Here is a 19103-nt window from a genome sequence, read left to right as displayed (position 1 = left end):
TCAGCGCAGTTCGTCCTCGGCCGAGGCCAGCGCCGCGAACTCCTCGTCGGGGGAGTTCGCCACCAGGTGATGCCGGCTGTAGAGGCCGAAGTAGGCCATGAACGCCGCGAACACCAGCAGGCAGCCCAGCGCCGCGACGTAGTCGACCAGGAACGTCGCGATGACCGCGATCGCGGCGATCACCAGCGCGAAGCCGGTGGTGGCGATGCCGCCGGGGGTGCGGTACGGGCGGTGCATCTCGGGTGCGCGCAGCCGCAGCACGATGTGGCTGACCATCATCAGCACGTAGCTGACCGCGGCGCCGAACACCGCCATGTTCAGCAGCAGGTCACCCTTGCCGATCAGCGACAGCAGGAAACCGATGATGCCCGGCACGATCAGCGCCAGCGTCGGCGCCTTGCGCCGGTTGGTCACCGACAGCACCTTGGGCAGGTAGCCGGCCCGCGACAGCGCGAACAGCTGCCGCGAATACGCGAAGATGATGGAGAAGAAGCTCGCGATCAGACCGGCCAGCCCGATGTAGTTGACCACCCGGGCCCAGCTGCTGTCGCCGAGAGCCTCGACCAGCGGGTTGCCGGACTCCGACATCGCCGACGCGCCCCCCGCGCCGGTGGTCAGCACCAGCACCGTCACGCAGGTGACCAGCAGCACCGCCATGCCGGCGATGATGCCCTTGGGCATGTTGCGTTCGGGCTCCTCTGCCTCCTCGGCCGCCAGCGGCACACCCTCGATGGCCAGGAAGAACCAGATCGCGAACGGGATCGCGGCCCAGATGCCCAGCACCCCGAACGGCAGCAGTGACGATGCGCCGGCGGCGTCGGTGACGGCGATGTCGGTGAGGTTCGCGGCGTCGAACCGGGGGATGGCCGCCACAGCGAACACGACGATCCCGATGAGCGCGATCACCGTGATCACGAACATCACCTTCAGTGCTTCGCCCACACCGGACAGGTGGATGCCGATGAACACCGCGTACGCCGCCAGGTACACCCACCAGCCGTCGGTGATCCCGAACAGGTTCAGCGACTCGACGTAGGCGCCGATGAATGTCGCGATCGCGGCCGGCGCGATGGCGTACTCGATCAAGATCGCGGTGCCGGTCGCGAACCCGCCCCACGGGCCGAGGGCGCGCCGCGCGAACGTGTAGCCGCCGCCGGCCGCGGGCAGCGCCGACGACATCTCGGCCATCCCCAGCACCATGGCCAGGTACATCGCGGCGATGATGACCGCGGCGATGGCCAGGCCGCCGAAGCCGCCCTGTCCCAACCCGAAGTTCCAGCCCGAGTAGTCCCCGGAGACGACGTAGCTGACCCCGAGCCCGGCGAGCAAGATCCAGCCCGCGCTACCGCTCTTCAGCTGACGTTTCTGCAGGTAAGCCTCGGATTCCCGATGTTCCTCGACGCCTCTCATGCTGCCGCCCCATTCCCTCCGGTGTGACCCGGATCACTGCCAGAGGCTGATTGTATGCACGGCCCCGCAAGAGCATTGCCGATCAACGCGATACAGCCCCTGGCTAATCATCCCGGTGATGCGCTGTCCGGCGTCGCGCACGCCGAGCGAGAACCCGACGACGGCGTTACGCTTCCGCCGAACAACGGGGGCGGTGTCCACAGCCGTACACACGCACCCCAGCGGTAACAACTACCCGCATCTGTCCGATAGATCACACAACTACCGGGGAGCGGGAAGGGAGACGGCGTGGGTGTCGTGCTGGGTCTGTCGCTGACCTCGGAGAATGTGGCCTGGGTGCTGGTCGACGACGCCGGTGCCGTTCTCGACCACGATGTGATCCAGGTGCACGCCGACGATCAGATCGCGGGCGCGGCCGCCCGCGGCGCGCATGCCATCGCCACCAACGCCGGCGTCGACGTCGACCGGGTCCGCCTCACATGGAGCAAAGACGCCGCCGCCGACGGGCCGCGGCTGCAGAACCGCTTGCGTGGCCTGGGTTTCCGCGAGGTCGAGGCCGTTCCGTACGCCGACGCCGTCGCCGTGATGGTGCGCCCGGACAGCGAGCCCGGTGTCGCGCTCGCGTACGGCGCCGCGTTCGCCGTCACCACGAGTATCGGGCGCACGATGGGCAGGCGCCGCATGACGCGTGCCCGGATCGCGGTCGCGGTGCTCGGCGCGGCGGCCGCCGCCGCGGCCGCCGGCCTGTTGCTCACCTCGGGCTCGGCGCCGGCGATCGAGCAGACCGCAACCGACGTCACCCCGGCCGTCGAGGCGGGTTGGGTCTCCGTACCCGCCTCCACCGACGGTGCCGCCGGCGTCGTCCGCAAAGTCGTCCCGTCGCAACCGGCCTCCTCACAACAAGCGGCGGCCGAACCGGTGCGCCGGGTGTACGCCGTCGCGCCTGCGGCAGTGCCCGCGCCTGCGGCAGTGCCCGCGCCCGCGGCAGTGCCCGCGCCCGCGGGGGTTCCGCACCTCCCCGAAGGCGTCCCGCACCACATGGCCGCGCCTGCCGCCCCGGCCGTGCCCGTCGTGTCCGCGCCGGTGTCCGCGCCGGAGGCCGTCACCGACACCGCCGCGACCGGGCAGGCCCACCTGCCCGACGCCCCCGCGGCCGCGGGGCCCGCCGAGGTCACGTCGCTGCTGCCCGACACCGACATGACAGTTCCGGTGAATCTGTTCAGTGCGCTGCCCTGACGGGCTAACGTCGAGGCCGTGACGGCGGTCGAGAAGGCACATTCGCTGCGCGACGTGGTTCGTGACCATGCAGCCGAATCCGAACAACTGCGGACCCTGGCGCCGGCTGTCGTCGACGCGATGTGGGGCAGCGGGCTGATGGCGGCGTTCAATCCGCGCGAAGCCGGCGGCTGTGAGCCATCGTTTTCCGAGATGATCGAGACCTGGATCGAAATGGCTTGGCAGGACGGGTCGTTCGGCTGGGTGGGGATCGCGAACTTCCCCTCGGCGTTCGCCGCGGCGACCTACCTGCCCGCCGACGGGTTCGCCGAGGTGTTCACCGCCAACGACCACCGCGTCACGATGGGCGGCCAGTTCTTCCCCAACGGCCAGGGCGTCGCCGTCGACGGCGGCTACCGGCTGACCGGGGCGTGGAGTTTCGGATCGGGCACCGGCCACGCCGAATACGTCGCCGCCGGGTTCATGCCGATGGTCGACGGCGAGATCCGGTGGGTCGCCGAGGGTATCCCCGACATGCAGATCGCGATCGTGCCGCGGTCGGAGGTGTCGTTCAAAGACGGCTGGCACGTCCAGGGACTGCGCGGCACCGGCTCCTATGACTACGCGATCGACGACGTGTTCGTCCCGCACGGGCGCACCTTCGCGCTGTTCACCCGTGAGCCGGAGCGGGGGAGTTCGGCCGCGGGCCGGATGGGCATGATGCCGGTGACCGCCGCAGGGCACGCCGCATGGGCGCTCGGGGTGGCCAAGAGCATGCTCGACGATGTCGCCGAACTGGCCGAGACGAAGTTCCGGATGAGCGATATGGCCGCGCTCGCCAGCCGGCCGACCTTCCAGAAGGATCTGGCGCACCACGTCGCCGCGTGGCGTGCGGCGCGACTGCTGGTACTCGACGCGTTCGGCACCGCCGAGGCCGCCGTCGACGCCGGTGCGGACCTGACGCCGACGCAGCGGGCCGATATGCGGGTGGCGGCGGTCTTCGCCACCGACACTGCCCGCGCCTGCGCCGAATGGGCGCATCTGGCGGCGGGCACCACGTCGATCCGGGAGGGCAGCCGCCTCGAGCGGGCGTTCCGCGACATCTACACCGGCACCCAGCACGCCTTCATCAGCGAGAAGGTCGCCATGGACGCCGCCCAGGTGTGGCTCGGCATCGTCGAGGACCACTTCGGGCTCTGACGCTCACGCGACGATCTCGCGCAGGTAGCGCCGGCTCGCCAACAGGTAGCAGCCGATCGCGACCAGATGCATCACCGGCACCACGTACAGCAGCGCCCGGCCCAGCGACATGGTGCCGAGGTCGTCCTTGAGCGCATCGCTGATCAGCCCCGCGACGAACGGCCCCGCCGACCCGAGGATCGCACTGAAGAACAGGAAGATCGCCGACGCGGTGGCGCGCTGTTCGGCGGGCACCAGGCGTTGGATCGCCGCGATCGACGGGGCCATGTAGGCCGTGCCGACCACGTAGCTCAGCGCGATGAACAGCACCGCCAGCCCGGGGCTGCCGACGATGAAGCCGAGGGTGGAGAACGGGATCAGCACGGCGGTCATCAACGCGACCAGCCACAGCAGCCAGCGCGGGTCGACCCGGGACAACCGGTCGGCGACCCTGCCGACGACCAACAGGCCGAGGATTCCGGTCAGGCCGCTGGCGATGCCGTAGTGCACACCGACGTCACCGAGGGACATGCCCCGCGCGCGCATCAGGAACGCGGGCGCGAACGTCGTCACCGCGTAGCCGGCGATCGAGATCGACGCCGCCCCCGCGACGATCATCAGATAGCTGGGCTTGCGCAGGATGTCCCACCAGTTCGCCGGGACCTGCTGTGTGGCAACCGGTTCCGTCGGCGGCGGCTGCCTGCGGCCGACGACCACGAGCACCACCGGGACGAACAGCACGCTCAGCGCACCCATCACCACGAACGCGGTGCGCCAGCCCAGCTCCTGGGCGAGCAGGCCGCCGCCGATCAGGCTGGCCGCGCTGGCCAGTGGGATCGCCAGCGTGATGACGGCCAGCGGTGCCGCGCGCCGTTCCGGGGGGAAGTTGCGCGCGACGTAGGCATGCGCGGCCGGAGTCGAGCCGGCCTCGCCGACCGCCACGCCGACGCGGGTGAGCGCGAGCTGGAACCCGGACTGCACGGCGCCGCCGAGCATGGTCATCACGCCCCACAGCGACAGGCAGCCCGAGATCACCAGCCCGTACGCGCCGCGGTCCGAGACGCGGGCGATCGGGATGCCGATCAGCGCGTAGACGGCCAGGAAGCCGAACCCGTTGATCACGCCGATCGCGGTGTCGGACAACGAGAGATCCTCGCGGATCGGTTCGGCGAGCACCGCGGGCAGGAACCGGTCGGCGTAGTTCAGCGTGCCGACGACCGCGAGCGTGCCGACGGCCGCCCAGGCCCGTCTGGGGCTGTGGGTGTGTTTGGTGGCCTCCGCCGACGACGGTGCCGACATCAGGTCTCCTCGCTGCCGATCCGTTACAGACGGGTCCCAGAATGTCATGCACAGGGCGTGCGGGGGCGGCAATCCGGCGGCATATGGACGGCGAGTCCGGGCCCGGGTTGGCCACCGGGCCGGCTGGTTATATATGCTAAATACTCTGCTCGCGATCGATGTGGGAGTTCATCCATGGGCTCGTTCAAGACCCTGATCAAGACCGCGCTGCCCGCCGCCGTATTGGTGGGCGGGATGGCGATCGGGGCGGTGGGTTCCGTTGCCGCGCCGGCCTTCGCGCAACCCGCACCGCCGCCCGCGCCGGTCGGTGAGGTACCGCCCGCATGGGCCCCGCCGAAGCCGTCGGAGTTCTGGAACGGGCATCCGGTCGTGTGGTTCTCGGGATGGGGCGGCCGCTGGGGCGTCTGGATCAACGGCTCCTTCATCTCGCTGACGTCGAATCCCGTCACGGGCGGCGGTTAAATCCGGTGATCAGCACCAAACAGCTGTCTAGCTGCGCTATACACTCACTGCGGGTAATGCCCGCGCCATCGCGGATCGATCGAACGACAACACAGGAGCAACGATGACTGGACTGAAGAGCCGCATCGCGCGGATGGGTCTGGGCCTCATCGGCGCCGCGGCGATGTGCGTGGGTACCGCCGGGCCGGCGCTCGCCGACTCCACCGACGACTATCCGATCCCGCGCCGCATCATCCACACCCAGTGCGACGTCGAGCAGTACATGGCCGCCGTGCGCGACACCAACCCGGTGTACTTCGAGCGCTACATGATCGACCGCAGCAACCGGCCGCTCGATGTGCAGCAGGCCGCGTTCGACCGCATCCACTGGTTCTTCTCGCTGGACCCGGTCGGGCGCCGTCAGTACTCGGAGAACACCGCGACGAACATCTACTACGAGCAGGTCGCGACCCGCTGGGGCAACTGGGCCAAGCTGTTCTTCAACAACAAGGGCGTCGTCGCGCATGCCACCGACGTCTGCATGAACTACCCCCGCGGCGACATGTCCGTGTGGAACTGGGCGGGTCGGTAGTCCCAGGTTTTCCCGGTTCGGCGGCGCTACGGCGCCGCCGAACTTTTTTGTGAACGGTTGTGCGGCAGTCGCTTCGGCGCGAGCGTGCGTCAAATACCACCGCGAGCGGCGCGTCTGAGTGCAGACACGCACGCTCGCGGTGGGGGAGGTGTGGCGTCCTGGCTAGGCCGGGGCTTCGGCGGCCCCGGCGGCCTGGTCGAGGATCGGCAGCCGGTCCGGGCAGTAGGTGCGCAGCGCCGCGGCGAGGAACTTGTAGGCCTGATCGGTCGACGAGTCGGTCTGCAGCTGGTCGTGCACGAACTTCGCCGACGCGAACACGTCGGGGTCGACGTTGGTCCGTAGCCGCTTACACGCGATCTTGCCGATCCAGGCGTTGTAGTCCTTCTGACCGTAGATCCCGTATGTGTTCAGCTCGTTGGCGAACGCGGTATCGGGATCGGCCGCGGCGGGTGCCGCGGTTCCCAGTGCTCCCAGCGTCACAGCCGCCGCAGCGACACCGACCATGAGGCGCCTCATGCCCTCACTCCTTCCGACGGATCCGATTGCAGCCCGCCGGGTCTCGGCCAGGGTGCGGGAACAGGACGGGTGCGAACCCGTTGCGGCCACCAGAACCACGGGCCCAGCAGCGCGGCGATGGACGGGGTCATGAACGCTCGGATCACCAGGGTGTCGAACAACAGACCCAGACCGATCGTCGTACCGACCTGTCCGATGACGGTCAACTCGCTGACCGACATTGACATCATCGTAAGCGCGAAGACCAAACCTGCGGCCGTTACGACGGAACCGCTCCCGCCCATCGCGCGGATGATGCCCGTGCCGATGCCGGCGTGGATCTCCTCCTTGAGTCGGGAGACCAACAACAGGTTGTAGTCGGCGCCCACCGCGAGCAGGATGATCACCGCCATCGCGAGCACCATCCAGTGCAGCGGCTGGCCCAGGATGTGCTGCCAGAACAACACCGACAGCCCGAACGACGCGGCCAGCGACAGCACCACCGTGCCGACGATCACCGCTGCGGCGACCACCGCACGGGTCAGGATCAGCATGATGATGAAGATCAGGCCCAGCGCCGAGATCCCGGCGATCAGCAGGTCGTAGTTGTTGCCGTCCTGCATGTCCTTGAACACCGATGCGGTGCCGCCGAGGTAGATCTTCGAACCCTCCAGCGGAGTGCCCTTGACCGCCTCCTTGGCCGCGGTCTTGATCTTGTCGATCTTGGCCACGCCCTCGGGGCTCAGCGGATCACCCTCGTGGGAGATGATGAAGCGCACCGCGTGCCCGTCGGGGGACAGGAACTGCTCCAGACCGCGCTGGAAGTCGGCATTCTCGAAGATCTCCGGCGGTAGATAGAACGAGTCGTCGTTCATCGAGTTGTCGAAGGCCTCGCCCATGGCATCGGCATCCTCCGACATCGCCGCCATCTGATCCTGCTGACCCTTCTGCGACTGATACATCGTCAGCATCATGGTCCGCATCGTCTTCATGGTCTGGATCATCTCGGGCATCAGCGCGACCATCTGGGGCATCAATGCGTCCAGACGCTTCATGTCCGGGATGATCTCCTTGAAGTCATCGGTCATGATGTTGATGCCGTCGAGGGTGTCGAACACCGACCGCAGCGCCCAGCACACCGGGATGTTGTAGCAGTGCGGTTCCCAGTAGAAGTAGTTGCGGATCGGGCGGAAGAAGTCGTCGAAGTTCGCGATGCTGTCGCGCAGGTCCTCGATGTCGACGACCATGCCCTCCATCTTGGTGACCATGCTGTGGGTGATGTCGGCCATCTGCTCGGTCAGGCTCGACATCTTCTCCATCGTCTTGATGGTGTTGGCCATCTCGTCGGCCTGGACCAGCATGTCGGCCATCCGGTCCTGCATGTACTTCTCGTTGAGCCGCTGGGTGGTGCCCTGCATGCTCATCTGGAACGGAATCGAGGTGTGCTTGATCGGCTTGCCGTCGGGCCGGGTGATGGCTTGCACCCGGGCGATGCCCTCGACCCGGAAGATCGCCTTGGCGATCTTGTCGATGACGAGGAAGTCGGCCGAGTTGCGCAGGTCGTGGTCGCTTTCGATCATCAGCAGCTCGGGGTTCATCCGGGCCTGGTCGAAATGGCGATCGGCGACCGCGTAACCCTGGTTGGCCGGCAGGTCGGCGGGCAGGTACTCGCGGTCGTTGTAGTTGGTCTTGTAGCCGGGCAGGGCCAGCAGCCCGACCAGCGTGATCGCCATCGCGGCCACCAGGATCGGACCGGGCCAGCGCACGATCGCGGCGCCGATCTTGCGCCAGCCTCGGATGCGCATCGCACGCTTGGGTTCGAGGAGTTTGCCGAAGCGGGTCGCGACGCTGATGATCGCGACCATCAGCACCACGCCGGCCATCACGACGACGAACATGCCGATCGCCAGCGGGACACCCATGGTCTGGAAGTACGGCAGCCGGGTGAAGCTCAGGCAGAACGTCGCGCCGGCGATGGTCAGACCGGACCCCAACACCACGTGCGCGGTGCCGTGGAACATCGTGTAGTAGGCGGACTCTTTGTCCTCGCCTTGTGTTCGGGCCTCCTGATATCGGCCTATCAGGAAGATCGCATAGTCCGTCGCCGCGGCGATGGCCAGCGTCACCAGCAGGTTGGTGGCGAAGGTGGAGAGGCCGATGATCTCGTGGTAGCCGAGGAACGCGACGATGCCGCGCGCGGTGGCCAGCGAGAGCACCACCATCACCAACGTGATCAGCACCGTGACGATCGACCGGTACACCAGCAGCAGCATCACGATGATCACCGTGAACGTCGCCAACTCGATCACGCGCATGCTGCGGTCGCCGGCGATGTGCTGGTCGGCGGCCAGCGCGGCGGGGCCGGTGACGAAGGCCTTCACCCCCGGCGGAGGTTCCAGGCTGTTGACGATGGCCTGGACGGCCTTCACCGACTCGTTGGCCAGCGCCTCGCCCTGGTTGCCGGAGAGCTTGACCTGGACGTAGGCGGACAACCCGTCGTTGCTCTGGGAGCCGGACGCGGTGAGTGGGTCGCTCCAGAAGTCCTGAACCGACTGCACGTGCTCGGTGTCGGCCTCCAGCCGGTCGACCAACTCGTCGTACCAGGCGTGCTCGGCGTCGCCGAGGGGTTTCTCACCCTCGAAGACGATCATCACCGAGCTGTCGGAGTCGCCTTCCTCGAACAGCTCGCCGACCTTCTTCATCGAGATCATCGACGGCGCGTCGTTGGGGCTCATCGACACGGCCTGCATCTCGCCGACCGTCTCGAGCTGCGGCACCGTGACGTTGACGACGACGATCAGCGCGATCCAGCCGAGGATGATCGGCAGCGCGAACAGCCGGATCATCCGGGGGATGAACGGGCGGTGCTGCTGCCGTGCTGTCGGGAACTCGTCGGTGCGGGCGTCGGAAGCGGGTGCGCTCATGCGGATTTCACAAAGCAGAAGGTCTGGGCATTCAAGCCGTCGGTCGTTCTCTCGTCCTTGAGCTCGTCGTCGACGTAGATGCGGCACGTGATCGTGCTGCTGTCACCCTGGGCGACGATGTTCGGCGCAGCCGACGGCTCGGTGGTCTCCAGCGTCAGCGACCAGGGCAGCGCGGCGCCGTCGACCCGCTGCGGCTTCGCGTCGAGGTCGAGGTAGTTCACGTCGGCGTAGCTTCCGTTGCCGATGATCTCGTAGCGAACAACCTTGGGATCGAACGGTTCCGGTAGGTCGGCGAAGTTGCGCGGCGTCTCGATGATGCCCTCCGAGCCGAAGAACGTCCGGATGCGCGACACGGTCAGGCCTGCGACGACGACGACGACGATGATGAGCAGCGGCAGCCACACTTTTTTACCGATGGCGATCACGACGACTGACCCCGTGTGGTGGCGCGCATTTGACCCCTGGAAATCGTTTCGAATGTTCTGCTGATCGTAACTTAGCTAGGTTAAGTTCCCACCGGCGCTCAGGCTAACTCAAGGCAATGTGTTGCTGCTAACTCATATTTTGCCGGTGCGATCCAGGTCACTAAATGACGCTCCGCCAGATTGTTGCGCGGTTTCCTTGACCCGTCACGAACCCCGCTGCTAGACATACCCACAGCTGAGTGCTGAGCGATCGCACAGTCGATGAGGAGCGTGTCCGCGTGACGGTGGCCGAGCTTTATTACGACCCGTACGACCTGGCGATCGTCGCCGATCCTTATCCGACCTACGCCCGGCTGCGGGACGAGGCGCCGCTCTATTACAACGAACGCTACGACTTCTGGGCGTTGTCGCGGCACACCGACGTCGAGAGCGCGCTGCTGAACTGGTCGACCTTCTCGAACCGCCGCAGCGACATCCTGGAGCTGGTCAAATCCGACTTCGACATGCCCAAGGGCGTGATGATGTTCGAGGACCCGCCCGAGCACACCCTGCTGCGCGGGCTGATGTCGCGGGTGTTCACCCCGCGGCGGATGGCCGAGATCGAGGATCAGATCCGGCAGTACTGCGTGAACTGCCTCGACCCGCTGGTCGGCAGCGACGGCTTCGACGTGATCGCCGAGCTCGCCGCGATGATGCCGATGCGCGTGATCGGCATGCTGCTCGGGATCCCGGAGTCAGAACAGGTGTCGGTGCGCGATGCCAACGACGCGAACCTGCGCACCAAGCCCGGCGCACCGATGAAGGTCGCCGATCCCGACCGGATCGCCGACGGCCGCATCTACGCCGACTACGTCGAGTGGCGGGCGGCCAACCCGTCCGACGACCTGATGACCGCCCTGCTCAACGTCGAGTTCACCGACGAGACGGGCGTGCACCGCAAGCTCAGCCGCAAAGAGGTGCTGCACTACACCCAGGTGGTGGCCGGCGCGGGCAACGAGACGACGGGCCGGCTGATCGGGTGGTTGGCCAAGGTGCTCGCCGAACATCCCGAGCAGCGGCGCCATATCGTCGAGGACCGCACACTGCTGGGCAGGACGGTCGACGAGACGCTTCGGTTCGAACCCACCGGCCCGCACGTCGCGCGCTACCTCGCGACCGACTTCGAGTACGCCGGCACCAGGGTGCCCGCGGGCAGCGCGATCCTGCTGCTGTTCGGTGCCGCCAACCGTGACGAGCGGCGCTACCAGAACCCGGACACGTTCGACATCCACCGCGACAACATCAGCCACCTCACGTTCGGCAAGGGGCTGCACTACTGCCTCGGCGCGAACCTGGCCCGGCTGGAGGGCCGCGTCGCGCTCGACGAACTGCTCAATCGGTGGCCCGAATGGGACATCGACTACGACACCGCCCGGTTGGCGCCGACCTCGACCGTGCGCGGCTGGGAGCACCTACGAATGGTCGTCGGCTGATTCACCACTGTCCGGGGCCGTGTCGAGCACACTGACCGCGATGCCGTACGGCAGGAACCGCACCCGCCGCGACGGATCGGTGTTGTCCTTGTTCGCCCGCAACGCGTCGAGTTCGCTCGGGTAGACCTGCTCGATATGGGCGCCGCCGCCGTCGTCGACGGTGTAGATGGCCCACACGCCGTCGCCGGTCTCCCCGGTGGTCTCCGGGCGTGACCGCGGCCTGCCGCCCCGGGCGAATTCGTCGAACAGCACCGACCAGCCGGCCTTCTCGCCCGGGGTGTTCACGAAACGGCCGAGGCCGTCGAGCGCCTCACGCAGTCCCTCGCCCGCCTCGCGGACCACACGATCGAAATCCTCCGGGTCGAATCCGAACGGCCCGCTGCTTCTGCTCATGAGACCAGTGTGCCCGCGACGGCAGGTCTGGTCGACTGCCGCTCGCCGAGGTGGTAGGCAACCATATGCCCTTCACACGAGCCGATGTGCTGACCGCGGCGCAGCGGTCGCTGGCCGCCGCGGGATCCCACGACCGTGCAGGCTGGATCGGCCTGTTCACCGCCGACGGCAGGGTCGAGGATCCGGTGGGCTCCGCGCCGCACCACGGCCGGGTCGCGATCGGGCGGTTCTACGACACGTTCATCGGGCCGCGGACGATCACCGCGCACGTCGACGGCGACATCGTCGTGGGTGGGGCGATGAGTGGCAACACCGGCGGCACCGTGATCCGCGACGTCGAGCTGGAGATCGAGATGGCCGACGCGCTGACCATGCGGGTACCCACCTACATCCGCTACGACCTGCGCACCGACGGTGACGAACTGAGGATCAGCGCGCTGTCGGCGTTCTGGGAGCTGCCCGCGATGGTCGGACAGTTCGCCGCGGGAGGGCTTGCGGCGGTGCCCGCGGGCATCTCGCTGGGCCGGGCGATGTTCGGCAACCAGGGGCTGCACGGCAGCCTCGGCTTCCTGGCCGGTTTCCGCGGTTCCGGACGTGGCGGCAAGGACGTCTTCGCCCGATTCCTCGACGGTGCCTGCGCCGGGGACGAGGTCGGCATGCGGCGGCTGCTGTCCGACAGTTCCGTCACCCTCGGCGACGGCGACCCGATCACCACGTCGGATCTGCTCAAACACCTCTCGGGCGGGACCTGGGACAAACTCATCGCGTCGGGCCGTTACGTCGCGGCGCGGGTCCTGCGCGACGGCCAGCGCGTGGTGCTGATCGGTGAGATCGCCGCCGTCCCCGGAGGCGACCGCGTCAGGATCAGCCAGGTCCGGATGTTCGCGGAGGTCGCGCCCGGCGCATCCGACGTGAGAACGTAGCAGCACCATGTCCGTGCCCCCATCGTCCGAGCTCCCGCCGGATCCGGTCCCCGCCGAATACATGACCTACGAGGAATTCGGCAGGCGATTCTTCGAGATTGCCGTGTCGGAGGAGCGTGTGGCCGCCGCGATCGGCGCGATCGCCGGTGACGAGTTCGAGATGGGTCCGATGGCCCAAGGCCCCGGCCGGATCGCCAAGGTGACCGCCAAGGTGCGCATCCAGCAGCCCCGGGTCACCCGCGAACTCGGCGAGCTGATCACGTTTGCGATCAAGATTCCGCTGGAGATCGACATGGTCGTCGACCTGCGCATCGACAAACCGAAGTTCATGGTGTTCGGCGAGATCTCGTTGCGCGCCACCGCCAAGGCCGCCGCACCGCTGCTGCTGATCCTCGACGTGGAGAAACCGCGGGCCGCTGACATCGCGATCCACGTGACGTCGAAGACGCTGCGTGCGGAGGTGGTGCGGATCATCGGCGGCATCGACGCCGAGGTCAAGCGGTTCATCGCGCTGCACGTGGCCGGCGAGATCGACAGCCCGGGCTCTCAGAAGGCCAAGGTCATCGACGTCGCCGACACCATCGACGAGGCCTGGACCGGTATCTGACCGGCCGCCGGTCACAGCACCTCACTCAGGTCGGCGCGCCACTGCGGGAGAGTGCCCGACACCCGCACGATCCCGGGAGCGAACGCGACCCCGGTCAGCTGCAGTCCGCCGGCCATCTCCGGCAGCCGCACCGGATATGCCGGGGTGCGGGTGGGCAGGCGCCACCGCCTGGCGCCGATCCCGATCCGGCGCGCGGTCAGCCACAGCGCCGCGCCGTCGAGCCGCGCCTCGACCTCCACATAGCCCAGCCGTGGTCGCCGGGCCAGACCGACCCGCGCCACCCCGTCGGCGCCGATCGCGCCCGCGAGCCGCGGTGCGGTCGCACGGAGCAGGTCGGCCAGGGTCGGCGCCGGTACGTCCAGCGTCACGTCCACCGGACCGGCGACCACGGCCAGCGGCGCACCGGGCTTCATCCTCATGTTGTGCAGCCGCACCGTGGCCCGCTCGAAATGACTTGTCCGCCAGTTGATGTCCTCGGCGGTCGCGGTGATGGCGGTGAGCTGGTCGGCGGCGTCGAGCGCGGTGACGGTCATGGTGAGATCGGCGTCGTCGACACGGAGGGTGAGCCGGCGCCCGACCGCGAACCGGCGCACCGTCATGAACAGCGGCCGGTATGCCGCGGCCGACCACAGCGAGGTGAGTAACCGCCGGGGACTGGTCATCGTGGCGCCATACTATCGTCGGACGCGTGCCCAAGCTCAGCGCCGGATTGCTGCTCTACCGGGCGACCGGCGGTGGCCTCGAAGTGCTCATCGGCCATCCCGGTGGTCCGTTCTGGGCGCGCAAAGACGAAGGGGCATGGTCGATTCCGAAGGGCGAGTATGCCGACGGGGAGGACCCGTGGCTCGCGGCGCAGCGGGAGTTCACCGAGGAGATCGGCAAGCCGCCCCCGCCGGGGCCGCGCATCGACCTCGCCCCGGTGCGCCAGCCCGGCGGCAAGGTGGTCACCGCATTCGCGGTGTGCGGCGACCTCGATCTCGACGGCGCCGTCAGCAACACGTTCACCCTGGAATGGCCGCGCGGATCCGGCAAGCTCAAGGAGTTCCCGGAGATCGACCGGGTGGGCTGGTTCGACGTGGCGACGGCGCGCGAGAAGCTGCTGAAGGGGCAGCGCCCGCTTCTCGACGCGTTGGAGCAGGCGCTCGCAACCGGCGCACCGGACGGGTTTCGATCGCGTTGATCGTCAGCGCGCGGCCGTGGAACCGCCAGCCGCGAGGAGTTCGCAGGTACTCGTCGTCGTAGCGGAGGTGCCACACCGTGTCGGTGATCGCGCCCGCGGCGTCGACGGTCCAATGGTGCGCGACGCAGGTGATCCGGCCGAGCGCGTAGTCGCGGTCCGTGCCGGGCGCGTACACCTCGCCCACGATGGCGTGTTCGGTGCGGGTCACCGAGTCCAGCGCCGACAGCGCGGCCCGGACTCCGTCGCGGCCGTGCAGTCGCCGCGTCGGCTCCAACGTGTGCGGCGGCTCCGGAACTCTCAATTCCGCGGTGTCGGTGAACAATTCGAGGACGTCGGTGAACCGTCGGTCGTCGACGGCCGAGGCGTACAGATGGACCAGGTCACCGACCGCGAGACGGTCCGCCATGTCGAGGGTCATGGCAGCGCGGGCAGACCGTTGCTCTCACGGATCGCGCGCCTGCACTCCCGGCGCGTCTGACCCGTCTGCTCCATGCAGGTCAGCACCGGGAACGCCTCCTCGGTGCGCAGCGGCGGCTCGGCCGGATCCGGTGGCGGCGTCGACGTCGGGGTGGGCAGCTCTCCGTGGGTCAGCGACCAGATCGTGGCCGTCGCGTCCGGCACCGCCGTGCAGTATGCGACGGCGCCGTCGGCCGTCGTCGCCGTCGAACCCTGCGGGGCACAGTTCGCGCCGATCACCACGGTGGGCGCCGGGGCGGGTGTTGTCGTGGTTTCGGGTGTCGGCTGAGCGGTCGGGGGCGTCTCCGGACGATCGGCGCGCAGGAACTCCAGCGCGGCCACCGCGATCGCGACGACCAGCAGCACCGCCAGCACCGCGGGTACGACGATCGCCGGCCGCAGCCGCGATCGGGGTTCGGTGGCGGGGGTCGCGGGGCGGGTGACGCCCGAATCCGGGGCGGTCGCACCCGTGAGGTGGTGGCGCAGCGCGTGGGCGAAATCCGCGCAGTGCTCGAAGCGGTCGGCGGGGTCCTTCGCGAGCGCTTTCGCCAGTACCGGGTCCAGCCCGGCTAGTTCGGGGCGATGCCCCGCCAGCCGCGGCGGTTCGGCCGACAGGTGCTGGCTGATCACCACCGCGGGGTTGGAGTGCGAGAACGGCGGCGACCCGGTCAGCAGGTGAAAGGCGGTGGCGGCCAACGCGTACTGGTCGGCCCGGCCGTCGAGTTTGCGGCCCATCAGTTGTTCGGGCGCGGCGTAGGACACCGTGCCCACCGTCATGTTGGTCGCGGTCAGGCCGCTGATGTCGTCTTCCCAGCGGGCGATACCGAAGTCCGCCAACAGGATTCGCTGGTTCGGCGCGCCGGGGCGGGAGAGCAGGATGTTGGCGGGTTTGACGTCGCGGTGCAGCAGGCGGTTTTCGTGGGCGTAGTCGAGCGCGTCGGCCACGGCGGTGACGATCTCGGCGACCTGGGTGACGGGCAGGCCGGCGCTGCGCTGCGCGGCCAGCAGATGTGCCGCGTCGGTGCCCTCGACGTAGTCCATTGAGATCCAGATCCGGCCGTTGTCCTCGCCGCGGTCGTGCACGCCGACGATGTGCGGATGCCACAGCGTGGCCGCAATATCGGCTTCACGTTCGAACCGCTGCCGGTACTCCGAATCTCCGGACACCTCGGCGGGCAGCACCTTCAGCGCGTCCTGGCGGGGGAGTCGGGGGTGCTGGGCCAGGTACACCTCGCCCATTCCGCCGGAGCCGAGCAGTCTCACGATCGTGTAGCCCGCGAACGTCTCACCCGCAGCCAACGGCATGGCCGAATAGTACGGCGTACTACAGATCCAGCGTCAGGTCAGCGCCGTCGGCGGCCCGGGACACACACGTCAGCATCATTCCCGCCGCCCGTTCCGGGTCGGTGAGCAGTGTGTCGCGGTGGTCGACAGTGCCGGAAAGCACGCGGGTGCGGCACGTCCCGCAGAAGCCCTGCTGACAGGAGTACGGCGTGTGGACGCCGGTGCGGCGCAACCCGGCCAGCAACGTCTCGTCGGCGCCGACCGCAACCGTCTGCCCGGTGGATGCGACGGTCACCCGAAACTCCCGGCCGTCGACCACCGGCGGTGCGGCGAACCGCTCGAAGTGCAGTTCGACGTCGTCACGCCCGACCAGCGCGGTGCGGATCGCGGCGAGCATCGGGGCGGGTCCGCACGCGTAGACCGCGGTGCCCTCGGGGCAGTCGCCGAGCAGTTCGGCCGCCGACGGCAGCCCGTGCCGGTCGTCCGTCCGGATCTCGACCGCCGCACCGTACCCGGCGACCTCGTCGACGAACGGTAGCGAGTCCAGGGAGCGTCCGGTGTAGAGCATGGACCAGTCGACGCCGATCCGGCGGGCCATCGCGAGCATCGGCAACACCGGGGTGATCCCGATGCCTCCGGCGATGAATCGGAATTGCCTTGCGGGAGAACCGTATCCGGGCACCGTCAGCGGGAATGCGTTACGCGGCCCGTGGGTGTGGACCGTCGCCCCTTCCCGCAGTGCGTCGTGCACCTCGGTCGAGCCGCCGCCCCCGTCGGGGATCCGCCGGACGGCGATGCGGTACTGGTCGGTGCGGGCGGGGTCGCCGCAGAGCGAGTACTGCCGGATCCGCCCGCTGGGCAGGTGGATGTCCAGATGTGCGCCCGGATACCAGCGCGGCAGTCGTTCGCCGGTCAGCGTCAGCTCGACGACGTCCTGGTCTCGGGCGACGACGCGCCGCGCGGCCACCGTCAGCGGGATCGTGTCGGTGCTCGCGCGCGGTGGGCGGATGCGTCGGATTGCTGCTGACGCCGCGAACAGGCCGCTCAGTGTGGCGTCGGCGAGGCTCAGCGTCAGGTCGTGGCGGGTGCGCCCGGAGGCGCTCGGAGGCGTCTGCCGGTAGCGCGTGAAGACGCCCATCACAGCTGCGCGGCGCGCGCCGCCGGCGAGGTGGCCAGGTAGGCGACGGCCTGCGCGGTCGACCCGAGATCCTCGGGGGAGTACTTCGGGCGGAAGTAGCCGAGGGTGCTCGACCCGAACAGGTTCCGGTAATGCGGCAGCAGGCCGAGTGTGGAGTCGCGCATCCGCATCCGGTTGAACTGCCACCAGGTGGCGTCGACGGAGGGATCCTTGCGGACCAGGTACCACGCGGCGCGCTGGAAGAACACGAACAGCATCGACGCCGCGATCGTCATCGCGCGGATCCGGGCGAGGTAGCTGTCGTGGAAGTAGACGGCGACGTCGTGGGCGACGCTGCGGTGTTCGACCTCCTCGCTGCCGTGCCAGCGGAACAGGTCGACCAGCGTCGGATCGGCGCCGAAGTCATCCCACGAGCAGTTGAGTGCGAAGTCGCCCATCACGGCGGTGTAGTGCTCGATCGCGGCGATCAGCCACAGCCGGTCGCAGAGGTGGCTCAGTCGTCGGGATTCGTCGGCCGAATCATCCAACGGCGCCAGAGTTTTGGTGAACAAGTGCTCGATCTGGGCGAGGATCGGAGTCGGGTCGACGCCGTGGCCGACCATGAAGTCGTGCAGGACGTGGTCGTGCACGTCGGCGTGGGTGGCCTCTTGGCCGATGAAGCCCCGGATGTCGTCGGCCAGCTTCGGGTCCTTGACCAGCGGCAGTGCCTCGTTGAACGTCTGCACGAACCAGCGTTCCCCGGCGGGCAGCACGATGTTGAGGACGCTGACGACGTGTGAGGCGACCGGATGGCCGGGGATCCAGTGCAGTGGGATGTCGGCGACATCGAACTGCACCTTGCGGGCCTGGATCTGGACGGGACCGGGATCGATCTCGGCGGTGAAACGGCGCGGTCGCAACATCTGCTGCTCCTGTTCGTCGTGAACTTGGGGTGAGTTTACGACGACTTAGTGGGAACGCAGGTACCGGATATGTCGGAGGGGTGTCAGCGCGGCGAGGTGTTCGCGATGATCGGCGGGACACCGCCCGGCGGCACGCTCTGCACCATTCCGGGAGGCGCGGTACCCGCGCCCGGTGCGCCGGCGATGGGCACCAGCGGGGTCGGGGTGACGGTCGTGACGCCGTTGGCGCCGACCGTCGGACCGCCGGTCGGGCCCATGGCCTTGATCTGGTCGGCGGCGGCCTGGGTGCAGTCGAGCATCAGCAGCATGCGTCCGCCACTGGTGACCTTCTGCGAGCCGACGAGGCAGGACGACTGAGGCAGCACACTGCCCGTCGAGCCGCCGAAATACGCCTTGATGCCCTGGCTCTTCAGGATCGCCAGTGCACGGCCGTACTGCTCGCCGACGACGTTCGAGGGATGTGCGGAGGTGCCTGCCTGCGGCTGTGACACGGCGGCACCCGCTCCGAGCAGCGCGACTGTTCCGGCGGCGAGGCAACCGCCGCTGAGCACGACGAGCTTGTTCACGAACACTCCCTCGGTTGGTATGCGGTGCGAACATATCGCAGCAGTGACGAATGTGAAACCGCTGCAGCGGGCCCCGGCGTTACAGGTGTGCTCGTCAGATACGAGAAGAGGGGCGCCCGGTGGGCGCCCCTCTCGCTCGTGCTCGCTGGTCAACGGACCTTCACGTAGTAGATGTGTCCGGTGATGGTGTTTTGGTAGAGCC

Annotated in this window: 19 protein-coding genes and 1 pseudogene; 8 read left to right on the top strand and 12 right to left on the bottom strand. The window is 68.3% G+C overall.

The window, feature by feature from the left end:
- Nucleotides 1-1410 carry an ethanolamine permease gene (eat, locus tag BST38_RS19090; protein ID WP_083145045.1) on the bottom strand — a complete coding sequence of 470 codons (1410 nt, stop codon included), beginning with the start codon at nucleotides 1408-1410 and terminating at the stop codon, nucleotides 1-3.
- Nucleotides 1411-1698: 288 nt separating this feature from the next.
- Here eat and BST38_RS19085 point away from each other — a divergent pair, with 288 nt between their 5' ends.
- Together BST38_RS19085 and BST38_RS19080 are read left to right on the top strand one after the other, a co-directional pair.
- Nucleotides 1699-2646 carry a DUF7159 family protein gene (locus BST38_RS19085; protein ID WP_083145044.1) on the top strand — a complete coding sequence of 316 codons (948 nt, stop codon included), beginning with the start codon at nucleotides 1699-1701 and terminating at the stop codon, nucleotides 2644-2646.
- An 18-nt stretch (nucleotides 2647-2664) separates the two neighbouring features.
- Complete coding sequence (locus tag BST38_RS19080) at nucleotides 2665-3825, top strand: acyl-CoA dehydrogenase family protein (RefSeq protein WP_083145043.1); 1161 nt, start codon at nucleotides 2665-2667, stop codon at nucleotides 3823-3825.
- A gap of 3 nt (nucleotides 3826-3828) precedes the next feature.
- On the opposite strand, the gene BST38_RS19075 is transcribed toward BST38_RS19080, so the two are convergent.
- Nucleotides 3829-5103 (bottom strand): spinster family MFS transporter, encoded by a 1275-nt coding sequence (locus BST38_RS19075; RefSeq protein WP_083145042.1) that lies wholly within the window; start codon nucleotides 5101-5103, stop codon nucleotides 3829-3831.
- A 174-nt stretch (nucleotides 5104-5277) separates the two neighbouring features.
- On the opposite strand from BST38_RS19075, the gene BST38_RS19070 reads away from it, so the two are divergent.
- On the top strand, nucleotides 5278-5565 hold the full coding sequence (locus BST38_RS19070) for a hypothetical protein (protein ID WP_083145041.1): 288 nt from the start codon (nucleotides 5278-5280) through the stop codon (nucleotides 5563-5565).
- A gap of 103 nt (nucleotides 5566-5668) precedes the next feature.
- Entirely contained in the window at nucleotides 5669-6136 is a 468-nt protein-coding gene (locus tag BST38_RS19065; protein ID WP_083145039.1) for a DUF5078 domain-containing protein, read from the top strand.
- A gap of 162 nt (nucleotides 6137-6298) precedes the next feature.
- Here the strand turns inward: BST38_RS19065 and BST38_RS19060 are convergent, their stop codons facing one another.
- The 3 genes from BST38_RS19060 to BST38_RS19050 are packed head-to-tail and all read right to left on the bottom strand — an operon-like array spanning nucleotide 6299 to nucleotide 9980.
- Nucleotides 6299-6652 (bottom strand): DUF732 domain-containing protein, encoded by a 354-nt coding sequence (locus tag BST38_RS19060; RefSeq protein WP_083145036.1) that lies wholly within the window; start codon nucleotides 6650-6652, stop codon nucleotides 6299-6301.
- The gene (locus tag BST38_RS19055; protein WP_083145034.1) at nucleotides 6649-9555 is read right to left on the bottom strand and encodes an MMPL/RND family transporter; all 2907 of its coding nucleotides are present in this window, start codon (nucleotides 9553-9555) and stop codon (nucleotides 6649-6651) included. Before BST38_RS19055 ends, BST38_RS19060 begins: the two co-directional genes overlap by 4 nt.
- A complete protein-coding gene (locus BST38_RS19050; protein WP_083145032.1) occupies nucleotides 9552-9980 on the bottom strand; it encodes an MmpS family transport accessory protein in 429 nt (142 codons plus the stop codon). The genes BST38_RS19055 and BST38_RS19050 overlap by 4 nt, the downstream gene beginning before the upstream one ends.
- Nucleotides 9981-10258: 278 nt before the next feature.
- Between BST38_RS19050 and BST38_RS19045 the strand changes: the two genes are divergently transcribed.
- Nucleotides 10259-11452, top strand: a complete 1194-nt coding sequence (locus BST38_RS19045; RefSeq protein WP_083145030.1) for a cytochrome P450 — start codon at nucleotides 10259-10261, stop codon at nucleotides 11450-11452.
- Here the strand turns inward: BST38_RS19045 and BST38_RS19040 are convergent.
- The gene (locus tag BST38_RS19040; RefSeq protein ID WP_083145028.1) at nucleotides 11432-11845 is read right to left on the bottom strand and encodes an Rv0313 family protein; all 414 of its coding nucleotides are present in this window, start codon (nucleotides 11843-11845) and stop codon (nucleotides 11432-11434) included. The two genes, BST38_RS19045 and BST38_RS19040, sit on opposite strands and share 21 nt — an antisense overlap.
- 65 nt (nucleotides 11846-11910) lie before the next feature.
- Between BST38_RS19040 and BST38_RS19035 the strand changes: the two genes are divergently transcribed.
- Together BST38_RS19035 and BST38_RS19030 are read left to right on the top strand one after the other, a co-directional pair.
- Complete coding sequence (locus BST38_RS19035; RefSeq protein ID WP_083145027.1) at nucleotides 11911-12768, top strand: ketosteroid isomerase family protein; 858 nt, start codon at nucleotides 11911-11913, stop codon at nucleotides 12766-12768.
- Nucleotides 12769-12775: 7 nt separating this feature from the next.
- Entirely contained in the window at nucleotides 12776-13375 is a 600-nt protein-coding gene (locus BST38_RS19030) for a hypothetical protein (protein WP_083145026.1), read from the top strand.
- Nucleotides 13376-13386: 11 nt separating this feature from the next.
- Here BST38_RS19030 and BST38_RS19025 read toward each other — a convergent pair whose 3' ends face one another.
- Nucleotides 13387-14037, bottom strand: a complete 651-nt coding sequence (locus tag BST38_RS19025) for a hypothetical protein (RefSeq protein WP_083145024.1) — start codon at nucleotides 14035-14037, stop codon at nucleotides 13387-13389.
- Nucleotides 14038-14063: 26 nt separating this feature from the next.
- Between BST38_RS19025 and BST38_RS19020 the strand changes: the two genes are divergently transcribed.
- Nucleotides 14064-14555 carry an NUDIX hydrolase gene (locus tag BST38_RS19020; protein ID WP_083145023.1) on the top strand — a complete coding sequence of 164 codons (492 nt, stop codon included), beginning with the start codon at nucleotides 14064-14066 and terminating at the stop codon, nucleotides 14553-14555.
- A 22-nt stretch (nucleotides 14556-14577) separates the two neighbouring features.
- On the opposite strand, the pseudogene BST38_RS19015 reads toward BST38_RS19020, so the two are convergent.
- The 5 genes and pseudogenes from BST38_RS19015 to BST38_RS18995 form a co-directional block, all read right to left on the bottom strand.
- Nucleotides 14578-14961 (bottom strand): annotated as a pseudogene (locus BST38_RS19015) (nuclear transport factor 2 family protein); the annotation flags it as partial.
- Nucleotides 14962-14969: 8 nt separating this feature from the next.
- A complete protein-coding gene (locus BST38_RS19010; RefSeq protein ID WP_083145022.1) occupies nucleotides 14970-16316 on the bottom strand; it encodes a serine/threonine-protein kinase in 1347 nt (448 codons plus the stop codon).
- Nucleotides 16317-16335: 19 nt separating this feature from the next.
- Nucleotides 16336-17433 (bottom strand): PDR/VanB family oxidoreductase, encoded by a 1098-nt coding sequence (locus BST38_RS19005; protein ID WP_083145021.1) that lies wholly within the window; start codon nucleotides 17431-17433, stop codon nucleotides 16336-16338.
- Nucleotides 17433-18335, bottom strand: coding sequence for a metal-dependent hydrolase (locus tag BST38_RS19000; RefSeq protein WP_083145020.1), 903 nt, complete (start codon nucleotides 18333-18335; stop codon nucleotides 17433-17435). The genes BST38_RS19005 and BST38_RS19000 overlap by 1 nt, the downstream gene beginning before the upstream one ends.
- Before the next feature lie 83 nt (nucleotides 18336-18418).
- A complete protein-coding gene (locus tag BST38_RS18995; RefSeq protein WP_083145126.1) occupies nucleotides 18419-18901 on the bottom strand; it encodes a hypothetical protein in 483 nt (160 codons plus the stop codon).
- Between the last annotated feature and the right edge of the window lie 202 nt (nucleotides 18902-19103).

This window comes from Mycolicibacterium parafortuitum, assembly GCF_002086815.1.
In the GTDB taxonomy this organism is placed as follows: domain Bacteria; phylum Actinomycetota; class Actinomycetes; order Mycobacteriales; family Mycobacteriaceae; genus Mycobacterium; species Mycobacterium parafortuitum.
This window is presented reverse-complemented; position numbering and strand designations above follow the sequence as displayed.

Bases quoted from the DNA above. Each gene is read 5' to 3' on its own strand.
- eat (WP_083145045.1), bottom strand. From the start codon at position 1,410: ATGAGAGGCGTCGAGGAACATCGGGAATCCGAGGCTTACCTGCAGAAA.
- BST38_RS19075 (WP_083145042.1), bottom strand. From the start codon at position 5,103: ATGTCGGCACCGTCGTCGGCGGAGGCCACCAAACACACCCACAGCCCC.
- BST38_RS19070 (WP_083145041.1), top strand. From the start codon at position 5,278: ATGGGCTCGTTCAAGACCCTGATCAAGACCGCGCTGCCCGCCGCCGTA.
- BST38_RS19065 (WP_083145039.1), top strand. From the start codon at position 5,669: ATGACTGGACTGAAGAGCCGCATCGCGCGGATGGGTCTGGGCCTCATC.
- BST38_RS19060 (WP_083145036.1), bottom strand. From the start codon at position 6,652: ATGAGGCGCCTCATGGTCGGTGTCGCTGCGGCGGCTGTGACGCTGGGA.
- BST38_RS19055 (WP_083145034.1), bottom strand. From the start codon at position 9,555: ATGAGCGCACCCGCTTCCGACGCCCGCACCGACGAGTTCCCGACAGCA.
- BST38_RS19040 (WP_083145028.1), bottom strand. From the start codon at position 11,845: ATGAGCAGAAGCAGCGGGCCGTTCGGATTCGACCCGGAGGATTTCGAT.
- BST38_RS19035 (WP_083145027.1), top strand. From the start codon at position 11,911: ATGCCCTTCACACGAGCCGATGTGCTGACCGCGGCGCAGCGGTCGCTG.
- BST38_RS19030 (WP_083145026.1), top strand. From the start codon at position 12,776: ATGTCCGTGCCCCCATCGTCCGAGCTCCCGCCGGATCCGGTCCCCGCC.
- BST38_RS19025 (WP_083145024.1), bottom strand. From the start codon at position 14,037: ATGACCAGTCCCCGGCGGTTACTCACCTCGCTGTGGTCGGCCGCGGCA.
- BST38_RS19010 (WP_083145022.1), bottom strand. From the start codon at position 16,316: ATGCCGTTGGCTGCGGGTGAGACGTTCGCGGGCTACACGATCGTGAGA.
- BST38_RS19005 (WP_083145021.1), bottom strand. From the start codon at position 17,433: ATGGGCGTCTTCACGCGCTACCGGCAGACGCCTCCGAGCGCCTCCGGG.
- BST38_RS19000 (WP_083145020.1), bottom strand. From the start codon at position 18,335: ATGTTGCGACCGCGCCGTTTCACCGCCGAGATCGATCCCGGTCCCGTC.